This window comes from Pseudomonas sp. PDM32, assembly GCF_019219225.1.
Taxonomy (GTDB): Bacteria; Pseudomonadota; Gammaproteobacteria; order Pseudomonadales; family Pseudomonadaceae; genus Aquipseudomonas; species Aquipseudomonas laurylsulfatiphila.
On sequence record NZ_JAHUWE010000008.1, the window covers coordinates 309,724 to 322,200 of the forward strand.

The window sequence follows — 12,477 nt, forward strand, 5'->3', positions numbered from 1 at the left end:
CTAGCGCATCACGAAGGGATCAGGCATCGGTGCCTGGGACAGGTTGATCCACACCGTTTTCAGCTCGGTGTAGGCCAGCACCGAATCGATGCCGCTTTCGCGTCCATAGCCGCTGTTCTTGAAACCGCCGATCGGCGCCATGGCCGAGACCGCGCGGTAGGTGTTGACCCAGATGATCCCCGAACGCACGTCCCGGGCCAGGCGGTGGGCACGGCCCAGGTCGCGGGTCCAGATGCCGGCGGCGAGGCCGAACTGCGAGTCGTTGGCGATCGCCAGGGCTTCGGCTTCGTCCTTGAAACGGATGACCGAAGCCACCGGGCCAAAGACTTCTTCCTGCATGATCTTCATCGAGTTGCGGTCGCACTCGAACAGCGTCGGTTCGTAGAACCAGCCGTCGCCCAGATTCTGCGGACGCTTGCCGCCCAGGCGCAGGCGCGCACCTTCGGCGATGGCATCGGCCACCAGGCCTTCGACTACCGCCAGTTGCTGCGCGGTGGCCATCGGGCCCATTTCGCTGCTGTCTTCCTGGGGGTTGCCGATGCGGATGCGCTGGGCGCGTTCCACCAGACGACCGACGAACTCGTCGTAGATTTCATCCTGCACCAGCAGGCGCGAACCGGAGACGCAGCTCTGCCCGGAAGCGGCATAAATCCCGGCGATGGCGCCGTTGATCGCGCTGTCGAGGTCGGCGTCGGCGAAGATGATGTTCGGCGATTTGCCGCCCAGTTCCAGCGACAGTTTGGCGAAGTTCTCCGCGCTGCTGCGCACCACATGCCGCGCCGTGGCCGCGCCGCCGGTGAAGGCGATCTTGCGGATCAGCGGATGGCGGGTGAGGGCGGCGCCGGTGCTTGGGCCATAACCGGTGACGACGTTGACCACCCCCGGCGGAATCCCGGCTTCCAGGGCCAAACGCGCCAGTTCGAGGATGGTCGCCGAGGCGTGCTCCGACGGCTTGATCACGATGGTGTTGCCTGCGGCGAGGGCCGGAGCGAGTTTAATCGCGGTCAGGTACAGCGGGCTGTTCCACGGGATAATCGCGGCAACCACGCCCATGGCTTCGTGCACGGTGTAGGCAAACAGGTCCGGCTTGTCCAGCGGCAGGGTGCCGCCTTCGAGCTTGTCGGCCAAGCCTGCGGTGTAGTGGAAGAACTCCGGCAGATAACCCACCTGGCCACGGGTTTCGCGGATCAGCTTGCCGTTGTCGCGGCTTTCCAGCTGCGCCAGTTGTTCCTTGTTCTCGGCGATCAGGTCGCCCAGGCGTCGCAGCAGTTTGCCGCGCGCGGTGGCGGTCAAGCCGCGCCAGGCCGGGCTGTCGAAGGCGGTTTGCGCGGCTTGTACGGCGCGCTCGACATCGGCTTCGTCGGCATCGGGCAATTCGGCCCAAGGTTCGGCCAGCGCCGGGTTGAGGCTTTCGAAGGTCTTGCCGGACAGGGCATCGACCCATTCACCGCCGATGCACATCTGGAAGCGTGCGAGTGTCATGCAACGATCCCCTTGATCTGGTTTTGTTGGGAGTGCGCGGCCTGCAGAAACTCCAGCAACAGCTGGTTGACCAGGCGCGGCGATTCTACGGGCATCATATGCCGTTGCTCGGCGAGCACGGCAACGGTCGCGCCGGGAATGCGTTCGGCCAGTTGCCGGGCCATTTCCGGGGTCGAGCCGGGGTCCAGTTCGCCGGTGGCGATCAGCGTCGGCACGCGGATGCTGCCCAGGTCGTCGGCGCGGTACATGTCCTGGGTGGCGAACAGTTCATAGGTGGTCAGGTAACCCTGAGGATCATTGCCGGCCAGGGTCTGGCGGATCGCGGCGATCTGCGCCGGGTTCGCCGCCTGGTATTCGCGGCTGAACCAGCGCGACAGCGCCGCTTCGGCATTGGCGTCCGGCCCGTGTTCGGCAGCCTGGCTGGTGCGGGCGATGACCCCGGCGCGCTGTTCGGCGCTGCGGTTGAACACGCTGTTGAGCACCACCAGGCCTTCCAGGCGTTGCGCGTAGTGCAGGGCAAACGCCCGCGCCACCAGCCCGCCCATGGAAAAGCCGATCACCGTTGCCTTGGGCAATTGCAGGTGGTCGAGCAGCTCCAGCAACTGGTCGGCATAGCCGAGCAGCGGTGTGCCACTCTCTGGCCGCGGACTGGCGCCATGGCCGAGCATGTCGTAGGCGATGACGCGGTACTTCGTGGCCAGGCCAACGATCTGGCCGCCCCACATTTCTTTGTTCAGGCCCACGCCGTGGATCAAGACCACGGGCTGGCCTTGGCCGGTCGCCAGGTAACTGGTGCCAGCCGGGGTGAGTTCAGCGGTGAGCCGAATCATGGAGCGCTCCTGCAATGCCTTCTTGTTGTCGTTCTACCGGCCGGTTACTGGGCTTTTTCGGCGGCCAGTTCTTCCAGGTCGATGTAGCGGTTGCCGATGCGCGGGTGCAGGCGGCCGCCGTCGGCGCAACCCAGGACCACGACGATTTCGTCGGCACGCGGGGCGTCTTCGATCTGCATTTCCAGGGTGATGTAGTGCGAACGCAGGCCTTCGTCGTCCTTGTGCATCATCGGGATCTGGATCGAAGTGCCCGGGCCGCCGCGCTTGTTGGTGAAGCTCAGGTAGCTCTTGGCCTTGACCGCTTCGCGGTAGTGGTTGCCGAAGCGCAGGGTGTGGATCACCGCCGAAGCGTGCTCGATTTCGCCATCGGCACCCACCACCGCAGCCTTGCCGTAAGCCTCGATCTTCTCGGCGCCGCCGATGATGCCCACCAGACGCTCAACCATCAGTGCGCCGAGGTCAGAGCAGTTGGCGCGGATCTGTGGTTTCAGGTCTTCGACGAAACCGTTGCCCAGCCAGGGGTTTTTCATCACCACGGCCAGGCCGACCATGGTCACGGGCTTATCGGTGGCTTTGCCGCCTTCAATAAAGGTTTCTTCGACATAGCTGACGATCTTGCGGATTTCGAAACTCATGAGCTGCTCCGTGGAGGTTTTGGGTGTCTGTGCGTCTGATGGTATACCATAATACCGGAAGCACAAGTCCCCGAACGGAGTTTCTGGCTGGATGGCGTGCAAAAGTGTGTGCCACCGGTCGCAGCGGACAAACGGCAGGCAGGGGTTTACGTCGGGTGGGGAGAATGTTGTTCAGGAAGGGATGAATACTTTATCTGTGGCGAGGGAGCTTGCTCCCGTTGGGCGCTCCAGTGCGAAGCTGCCAAAAAACAGGGACTGCTGCGCAGTCCGACGGGAGCAAGCTCCCTCGCCACAGGGTTATCTATTGATCTTTAACAGGGGGGGAGGAGGGAGTGACGTTGCTTGATGGTCGTCAGGACTTCGCTTCCTTGGTCCCCAGCACATCACGGATGTTGTCCACCACATTGCTGTCCTTGATCACATCATTCAGCCAACCCTCGAGTGGCATGTTGCCCCATTTGATCGCGCGTTCGATCAGGTAGGGAACAGGGCTCTGGGGTTCGGTCTGCTTGAAGAATTGCGCGATACCCGCCAGCAGGGTGAACGCCTCGTCGCGGGTCTGTGGCGTGGTGCGCAGCGGCGTGACTGGAAGGTCTTGCTGGGTCTGGGTCATTGCAGCACCTGTGGGTTGTACGCCAGCGCTTTCGAAGACGGCCGGGGTGGGCGCGGCAGGGGCGGGGTTCAGTTCGATACCGCGATCCTTGAGCAGTTTCTCGGCCAGTTGGCCGGCGCGGGACAACACGTCGTGGAGCCCGGCAAAACTCGGCGCGTCATGGCCGAACAGCCTGTCGGCGGTGTTCTGCAGCCGTTGGCAAGCGTTGAGGCTGGCGGCTATTTCGCCGGCCTTGAGGCGCAGGTGATCGGAGTCGGTCAGCACCACCGAACGCTGGAACACCTCGGCGTTGATCTTGCCTTCGTCGAGGGCGGCACGCATGGCCTGGGGGTTCTGCAACCCAAGGTTTTCCACGTGCCTGGATTCGTCATAGCGCAGCAGGCCGTACTGTTGGCCCTGGGTGATGGGCAGTCCGCCCACCACATCCGCCAGCGACGTTTTCATCCACGCCAGGCGGGCAGCGCGTTCATCGACCCCATCCTCGAGGGACGGGAAGAGGTCGGTCCAGAAATTGTCCAGTATGCGTTCGGCCAGGGTCAGGCCGAAGGTGATACCGGTGAAATGGTGCTTGTGCGCCAGGGCTTCGCTGAGCCAGGCGACGAGCATCAGGTCCTTGCTCTGGCGAGCCAGGCCTTGGGCAGCCAGGGTGAGGGTCAGGTCCCAGTCGGATGACTTCAGGTCAGTTTGCCAGTCACCCTGGGTCAGGTAGTCGGGGTCTGCTCGCCGTGCTTCTTTCACCTGATCGAACAAGGTGGAAAAGCTTAGGTCTTCGCCGCTCCCCTCGTTGATGGGCGCTGTCAGTTCGGCCAGCGAAAGGTCGTTGAGAAATTCAGACATGGGAAACTCTGATCAGGCTAAAAGAACACCGTGCCCGCCGGGCAGGCACGGTGCTGAAAACGAGCCGCTTGCGCGGCCCGTCGTTACCACGGTGTTATGCGAAAACCTTGTTCGCGGTGCGGTCCCAGCCACCGGTGACGTTACCGCCGCCCTGGCCATCTGCACGGCTCTGCTGGGTGTAGGTGGTCTTGATGCGAGCGAAGTTGAAGCTGATTTCTTCGATCGGCAGATCGCCAACGGCTTTGTCTTCACCGTTCTGGCTGCCGCCGGCGACCGCTTTCACGGAAGACACCACGACTTCTTCCAGGTTGATGGTCAGGTAGGTCACCTTGTCGCCACCGGCGCGGTTCACGTTCAGCTGGATCTTGGCGATGTGAGTGCCTTTGCAGCAGGCTTCGAACAGCTTGGCAGAAGCCTTGTCCACGGCTTTGCGGATGCTGAAGTCGCTCAACGCAACACGCTCCGACGAAGCACCGCCCGACGAGCTGGCCGTCGCGGAAGTCGCTTGGGTGGCGCCGTACTCGTAGCCCAGCACTTCGATCCAATCCTTGTGTTTGTCGTCCAGAACTTCACCTGGAATGCCGTCGATCTGGATGTATGCGTCAAATGCCATTTCTATTTTCTCCTTACCTTCATTTAAAGGGAGGCGACTTGCGAGCAAGTCACAGCCCTTCGCTTTAACCTCTTTGAAACGATCAAGAGAGGTGTCTTATGCCGGCCCGGGCCTCTCGTCGAGATGACCCGGATGCCGGTATTTCTTCACAAGGCGCGCCTGCTCAGTTGAGTGCCCGCACTTCGATTTCTACTCGCCGGTTAGGCTCCAGGCAGCGGATCAGCTGGGCCCTGGGTTGCTGCATGTCGCACTTGACCAGAGGCTTGGTGCTGCCTTCGCCGATCGCTTCCACCAGCTCGCCGGGTACGCCTTTGCCCACCAGGTAGGTCTTGATGGTTTGCGCCCGCTGTCTGGACACCTGCAGGTTGCCTTGGGGATCGCCGAGTTGATCGGCGTGCCCGGCGATGATGATTTTTCCGATGTTGGGGGTGCTAAGCAGCTTGCCGGCGATCGCACTCAGCTGGCTTTGCCCTTCAGTCTTCAGGCTCTGGAAATCCGCACGGGCGAAGGCGAACAGGGTGTCCGACTCCAGCGTGATGGTTTCGATCGAGCGCAACGACTGGGTCAGCAGGCTGTTGATGTAGTTGCGCGAGCTGGAGATCAGGAACGCATTGTCGAGGATCCGCGGCACGTCCGGCTCGTGGATCTGGTCGCTGTAGAAGTTGATCTGGCGGCTGGCGAACTCATAGTCCGAGGCGGCGACACTGGCGTTGCCGACCTGACGGGCAATCGCCGGGTACCAGTAATCCGGGATCTTCGCTTTCAGTAAACCGGGGTCGGCCTTTTCACGCTGGGCGCGCGACAGCATGACGTAGGTGTCCAGCGTCGCCTTGCCGAAACCGGCGATGGACTGCGCCCGGTTGTCATTGGGCAGCGCCTTGGGTTCGACGCTGTCCACGCCGGTCACGGGCATCAACTCTTTGGCGTTGCGCTGATAGACCTTGAGGGTGGTCAGCAAATACAACGAACGGGTCAGGTTGTCGGCCGTGGGCTTGAGCATCACGCTTTCCAGGCGTTCGAAATAGCGGCTGCGCACCAGTGGCTCGACCTTGTGACCTTGATAGAGCCCCAGGCGCAGGCGCAGCGGCACGCCCTGGTCGTGGTGTTGCGCGTAGTAGTGCGCAGTCCAGAAGCGCAGGCGATCCAGGGTTTGCCAGGTGGTGTATTGCCCGGTGGCCGAGTGATCGTCGGCGGCGGCTTGGGTCAGTTCTGTGGACAGGCTCTGCAGGGTGTTCTTGTTGTTGACGTACGACCAGCCCAACAGGCTGCACAGCAATGCAGCGATCAGTCCGGCACCGCCGATCCAGGCTGCCTTGCGCCGACGCTCGCGGTGGTTGGTGGTGTACAGCGCCACCAGGTGCTGGTCGGGAATGATGACCTTGCGGAACAGACTGTTGATGAACAACGGGCGCGGCTGCGCGTTGCCGTCGGCGATCTCCCGCTCACCTTCCAGCGAGAAACGCTCGGTCACCTGGCGTGCATGACCACCCAGTTCCGGCTGGTCGGCATCGAGGGCACTGGTGAAATAGAAGCCGCGCAGCAGTTCCGCACTTTGGTAAGGATTGGCGCGCAGCAGGGCATCGACGAACAGTTGAAGCCGGGGCTTGAGGGCCGCCAGCTCCAGCGGGAACCGGTACACCGCCGAATCCTGCCGGGTGATCTGGATGTCCTGCGTGACCAGTTGCTGGCTCGCCACCTGTTGCCAATAGCTGACCAGTTCGTCCATCGCGACGCCGAAGCGCTGCCCCCAGTCGGCCTGCTCATAGCCTTTGTGGGAAAAGGTCTTGCCCATCACTTCGCCTCGGGCGGTCTCGTCCAGTTGGCGATAGAAGGGCGCGAAGCCCGGCACCAGGTCGCACTTGGTGAACACCAGGTAGACCGGCAGGCGCACTTCCAGCAAGGCATGGGTTTCCTGGATGCGTTCGCGCAGGCGCTTGGCGATGCGCTCCTGATCTTCGAGCGAGGCTTGCAGGATGTCGTGGATGCTCACCGTGACGATCAGGCCATTGAGCGGCCGGCGCTGGCGATGCTGGCGCAGCAGTTGCAGGAAGGCACGCCATTTGCCGGCCTCTTCCTGGTTGTTCATGTAGCGCCCGGCGGTGTCCAGAAGCACGGCCTCGGAGCTGAAGAACCAGTCGCAATTGCGCGTGCCACCCAGACCGGCCACCCGCACGCCTTCGCGCTCGGCGTAAGGGAAGTTGAGCCCCGACTGGTAAAGCATGGTGCTCTTGCCTGCCGCAGGCTGGCCGACCACCAGGTACCAGGGCAGGGCATACAGCGCATCCTTGGGGTTGCTGCCCCGTGGCTTGTTGCTGTGCAAGCGCTCGATGCTCTGCAACAGGCGCTCGCGCAACAGGCTGACCTCCTCGCGATCCGCCGGGCTCGCGTTCAACACGGCCTGGTCGGCATCCTCACGCAGCAGTCCTTCGAGGTTGTGATGCCGGGACACGCCGCGATAAAGCAGCAGCACATAGCCTGCCGACAGTCCCAGGAACACACCGATGCCGGTCAACAGGCTGTTGAGCGAACTGAAGCCGAACGCACGCCCGATGCCCCACACCACGAAGATTGCGAGGAAAAAGCACACCCCCAGGATGTAGGGCTGATAGCGCAAGAAGTAATACTTGATCTTGTTCATACGGACTTCGAATCCAGGGCATCGACAAAACGGTCGATAACGTCACCCAGAGGGCGGTCGGTTTCGGGAAAGGCGTGTGTGCGGTGGTGCTCGTCAAAGGCATCGAATGACGCCAGCACGTCATAGCTTTGCGAGCGGTCGTGGATGCCGGTCAGCAGGCGATAGGCATCGCTGGTATTGCGTGAGGCAAAGCAGATCAGCCGGGGGCGCATGAAGTCGTCCGCCAGCAGGTTGATGTGCGGCACGGCGCGTTCGGGTGTCATTTGCGTCAGCCAGGTGACCCACAAATCGGCGGTCGGGTTTTTCAATCCCCGTTCCGCCGGCAAGGGCAGGGCGATGCCGATCGGCGTGGCCTGATCGAGGTGCCTTCTCAGGGCCTGGAGCCGGGTCAGCACGGCGTTGGTGACGAACTCCGGGTAGGTGCCCTGCAGCGCGCAGGCGATGTCGCCCAGGTTGAAGTTCACCAGGAACTTGTCATGCACGCGCCGGAACAACTCGAAGTCCTGTCCTTGCAACGGGCGCAGGGCCTTGATGCGTTCGAACAGCACCGAAGTGCTTTCGCCCTGGACGGCCATGTGCAGCAGCGGCCTGATCTGCCCGCTGAACAGTTCGCTCAGGGTGAACGGATTGACCAGCGGTTCGGCTTCGCTGGCCTTGAGCGTCTGGAAAATGAAGAACGGGTAGCGTCGGCCACTCGAATCCCTCGAGCTGATCAACCCACCCAGCAACCAGTTGCCGTTGCGCGCGCGATAGCTGAAAAAGCACACCGGCAAAGCGTCGAACAACGCTCTCCAGTCTTCGCGATGCTGCAGGGCGGCCAGCGCCCCTTGCAGCCAGCTATCGAACTCGCAGACCTCGTCGCCCGCACCTTGCAGGCTGACGAAGTCCGGACTCGCGGGGACCTTGCCGAAGCAGCCGATCATTGGCCGGTTCCCGGATTCAAGGTTCGGCGGCTCACAGCGCTTGACCTTCTTTGGCGTTGAGCGCGCTCAAGGCCTTGACGTTGGCCAGGTCGGTCAACTTGACGCCGCCGTAGTTGCGCACGGCGAGGCTGACCGGGCCACTGCCGGTGTTCCAGCTGAAGCGCTGCTGGATGCCGTCCAGATCGCTGACCCGTGCGCTGTCGTTCATGCGCAGCAGGCCCCAGCGGCCCGGGTAGTCGAACACCGTGATGCGCTCGCCGGTCAGGGTCACCACATCCAGGCGTGCGCCCGGCGTGGTAGTGGTGCCCGGCCAGGAGAAGCGGCTCCAGCTGGTCTTGCCGTTGCGGTAGTGCTGCACCTGGCCATCGAGGGTGAAGATGATGTCGGTCAGGTTGGCGGAAGGTTCGAGCATGATCTCGAAGCCGTTGTCGCGGTCCGACAGGCTGGCGATCACCTGGCCCAACGAACTGGCCTTGTCGATGCTGTTGACCATGTTCGGGTTGACCAGCGGCGTTGCCTTGCTGTTGCTGCTCATCCCCAGGCCTTCGCCTCCGGACAGGTTGCCGATTTCGTTGCGCTTGAAGTTCGGCAGCAGCCCGGACTCCGGGTCGACGAAACGCTGCAGGTCCTTGACCGAAGCTTCATTGCGGCTGCCTGGCGCAATCGGGTAACGGTGCGCCATGACTTGCTCCCACGGCTTGGCGATCTGCTGTGCCCAGGCCTTGGCAATCTGCTGGCCGGCCGGGTCGCGCAGGGTTTCCCAGGCAAACTGGATCGGCAGGCTGAACAGGCCCTGCAAGGATTCGGACAGGCCACCCTGGCTGGTATCGACGGTGGTCTCGACATAGTTGCGCACGCTGGTCACTTCGCTTGGCAGCCCTTCGAGGGTTTCGCTGATCAGCTGCTTGCTGCTCTTGCCCACGTCCTGGGAGCGCTGGATGTTGTTCATCCGCACCTTGAGCTTGCGCAAGGCCGCGAGGTAGCGGTCCATGATCGTGCTGTCGGCGCCTTCGGCGTTTTGCACGGCGAACACCCGCGACACAGGCTCGAAGCGCTTCGCCAGGCTGCCGTCATCGACCGCCGGCAAAGGCGAAATCAGCGCGCTGGGCGACGTGTTCTTACCATCGAAAATCCCGCTGACGCTGCTCCAGAAGCCGTCATCGGGCTTGACGCCCGCCGGCAGTGTTTCGCGGGGGGCCGGGACATCCCATTGGGTGTTGTCGTTGACCGCCGCCAGGAGGATTTTCACCGGCGAGTTCTGCACGTCGCTGAGCAGGGCCAGCTGTTGGGTGGCGTTGGCCATGTCGGTGAAATGGCGAACACCGACGCTGTCGATCAGGGTGTACCAGGCCTGGGTGTAGTCGCGCTTGTAGCGCGTCATGAACTCGCGGATGAAATTGGCTTTCTGCACGATGCTGTCGCCGCCTTCGCCGTCGAGCACCCAGTCCGATTCGTTCTGCAGGTTGCCCGACACCAGCTTGATCAGCTCAGGCTTGACGAACTGTTCCCAACCCTGGCGGGTGAAAATCGCCGGCACCGCCTCGGTGCCGTACAGCAACTGCCGGCCGGGCATCGGCACCAGGTCGCTCAAGCCCACGGCCGGGAACTGACGGCTGGATTCGAGTTGCAGGCGCAGGTATTCACGGTCCACCAGCGAGCTGGAAATCATGAAGGACTTCAGGCTGTTGCGGGTTTCGCTGATGAGTTGCTCATTACGCGACAAGGACGGTGCCTGGCCATTCTTGAGCAATTGCACGTAGACCGGCGAGTTGTCCTGGATCACCGCCGTGCTGACAGGATTGTCGGCACTGGCGGTATTGGCCCAGGCCACCGGCAACGCAGCACCGACGAACTCCGGGTCAGGGTGGGTGCCGGGTTGCGTCAGCATCAGGTAGAGCTTCAGTGCGTTATACGACTCGATGATGGACGCGACTTGTCGCTCATCCAACCGCCCGAGCATTTCTTCAGACAACGACAGCCCGCCGGTGGTCGCCGACAAATCCGCGGCATCGCTGGCCGTGGCCGGGTTGCGCAGTGCTGCCAGCGCTTCGCCGCGTGCCTTGTTGGCAGCGCCCTTGGCCGCGCCGCTCAGGCGACTGGCCGCCTCACCGGTACTGCGCGGCAAGCCGTTCAGGCGGGTGGGCAGCTTCAGGCCTTGCGCACGGCCTTTGGCAGCGTCGGCCTTGGACGACGCAGTTGCAAAGCTGTTCTGCGGGTCCATGGTTTTGGCGAACTCGTTGAAGGCGCGCATCTGCAATTGCAGTTGCAAGGTGACGGGTTCCAGCGCCTGGGTACGCAGTTGTTGCAGATAGGCGGCTTGCGCGACGCGGTAGATATCGTCACCGCGATACAGGCCTGCGCCCAGCTGCAACGGCACGCCTTTGGCACGGTTCTTCTCGATGGCCGATAGCTGCTCGCGCAACAGCTCCAGGCCTTGGCCCGAGGCGAGCAACCCGGCACGCTCCGGGGACTGTTGCAGCTCGGTCAGTTGCTCGCGCAACGTGGCCAGCCACTGACGGTTGTTCTGGAACGACAGGGCTTGCCAGCCAATGAACGCGACGCCGGCCAGTACCGCCAGGCCCAGCAGGGCAGGGCTGACGGAGGTGTTCTTGCCAAGGCGCGACTGATAAAGGGTCAGGTCGCGGTCCGGGAAGATCACCCGGCGGAACGTATCGGTAATGAAATAGCTGCGGTCGCTGATTTTCTTGCCGGTGCCTGGCGACCCTTGCTCATGTTCCGGTTGCAGGGCGAACGACTCGGCCAGGTCGTCTTCATACACCTGGCCCAGCTGCTGGTCGGTCTGCAGGGCGCTGGTGAAATACAGCCCGCGCAGCAACAGCGGCGCACCGCTGCGACCGGTCTCGGCGAAGTGCTGGAGAAACTGCTCCAGCACCCCGGAAAGCTCGGCGAAATAGTTCGGGAAGTTCAGCAGTGCGCTGTTGGCATCGGCACCCAGCGCAATCATCTGGGCGTCGACGTGACGGCGAATATGGTTGTGCAGGTTGGCCAGCTTGGCATCCAGCACGGGGCGCAGGCCCTGGTTGCGGATCTCGGACAAACCGAAGGTCATGCCCAGCGGTTGCTGGCGTTCGTTCAGGTCCAGGCCCTCGAACGCCTGGCTGAAGCCCGGCAGTTGATCGGTCTTGCTCAGCATCAGGTAGATCGGTGGACTGGCGTCCAGGCAAGCGTTGTACTCCTCGATGCGCGACACAAGTTGTGCGGCGAGTTCGTTGCGCTCGGCGGCACTGCATGCCAGCAGTTCAGGCAGGCTCACCACCAGCACCAGACCGTTGACGGCGGCCTTGCTGCGTTGCTTTTTCAGCATGCGCAGGAAGGCGGCGAACTCGCTGGCCGAAGGGTCGTCGCGCAGGTAACGGCCGGCCGTATCGATCATCACGGCCTCGGGGCTGAAATACCAATCGCAATGCTGGGTGCCGCTTTCGGTGTCGTTGGCGCTGCTGGCAATGCTTGCGGAAAGGCCCGAGCGGGTCAGCAAAGAGGTCTTGCCCGCCGCGGACATGCCGATGACCAGGTACCACGGCAAATCGTAAAGTGCCGACGAGCCGCCGCCACCGGCCGAGCGGTCGGTGCGCAGCATCGCGATGGCGTGCTTGAGGCGTTCGCGCAGCACCTGCTGATCGCGGAACTCACCGGCGGATTTGAGCGAACGATCGACTTCGATCTGCACCAGGTTTTCAAGGTTGTGCTCGGCCCGGATACGCTTGTACTGACGCAGCACAATGATCAGCAGGTAGAAGGCGCTGACGATCGCCATCGCCTCCGGCGCATAACCGCGCAGCCAGCTCACATGCGGCGCGACGAACCAGCAGACCGCCAGGCTCGCCAGCCACAGGGCGGGAACGAGGAACCAAAAGCTTTTCAACAAACGCAATAATGTCTTCATGT

Annotated in this window: 8 protein-coding genes; all 8 read right to left on the reverse strand. The window is 62.8% G+C overall.

The features are described 5' to 3' along the window. The 8 genes from KW846_RS17530 to KW846_RS17565 all read right to left on the reverse strand — a co-directional run bounded on the left by KW846_RS17530 (position 1) and on the right by KW846_RS17565 (position 12,475). Positions 1-1,482, reverse strand: coding sequence for an aldehyde dehydrogenase (locus KW846_RS17530; protein ID WP_218483783.1), 1,482 nt, complete (start codon positions 1,480-1,482; stop codon positions 1-3). Next, the gene (locus KW846_RS17535; protein ID WP_007978706.1) at positions 1,479-2,312 is read right to left on the reverse strand and encodes an alpha/beta fold hydrolase; all 834 of its coding nucleotides are present in this window, start codon (positions 2,310-2,312) and stop codon (positions 1,479-1,481) included. The genes KW846_RS17530 and KW846_RS17535 overlap by 4 nt, the downstream gene beginning before the upstream one ends. A 44-nt stretch (positions 2,313-2,356) precedes the next feature. Further along, complete coding sequence (locus KW846_RS17540; protein WP_007978708.1) at positions 2,357-2,947, reverse strand: amino acid synthesis family protein; 591 nt, start codon at positions 2,945-2,947, stop codon at positions 2,357-2,359. A 352-nt stretch (positions 2,948-3,299) separates the two neighbouring features. Next, positions 3,300-4,397, reverse strand: coding sequence for a type VI secretion system protein TssA (gene tssA, locus KW846_RS17545; protein ID WP_218483785.1), 1,098 nt, complete (start codon positions 4,395-4,397; stop codon positions 3,300-3,302). Positions 4,398-4,491: 94 nt separating this feature from the next. Beyond that, positions 4,492-5,010: a type VI secretion system tube protein Hcp gene (locus KW846_RS17550; protein ID WP_007978712.1), complete on the reverse strand. Its 519-nt coding sequence runs from the start codon at positions 5,008-5,010 to the stop codon at positions 4,492-4,494. 163 nt (positions 5,011-5,173) lie between these two features. Continuing rightward, positions 5,174-7,648 carry a type VI secretion system membrane subunit TssM gene (gene tssM / locus KW846_RS17555; RefSeq protein WP_218483788.1) on the reverse strand — a complete coding sequence of 825 codons (2,475 nt, stop codon included), beginning with the start codon at positions 7,646-7,648 and terminating at the stop codon, positions 5,174-5,176. Beyond that, a complete protein-coding gene (gene tagF / locus KW846_RS17560; RefSeq protein ID WP_218483790.1) occupies positions 7,645-8,571 on the reverse strand; it encodes a type VI secretion system-associated protein TagF in 927 nt (308 codons plus the stop codon). Before tagF ends, tssM begins: the two co-directional genes overlap by 4 nt. 31 nt (positions 8,572-8,602) lie before the next feature. Continuing rightward, positions 8,603-12,475: a type VI secretion protein IcmF/TssM N-terminal domain-containing protein gene (locus KW846_RS17565; protein WP_218483791.1), complete on the reverse strand. Its 3,873-nt coding sequence runs from the start codon at positions 12,473-12,475 to the stop codon at positions 8,603-8,605. Positions 12,476-12,477 lie beyond the last annotated feature (2 nt).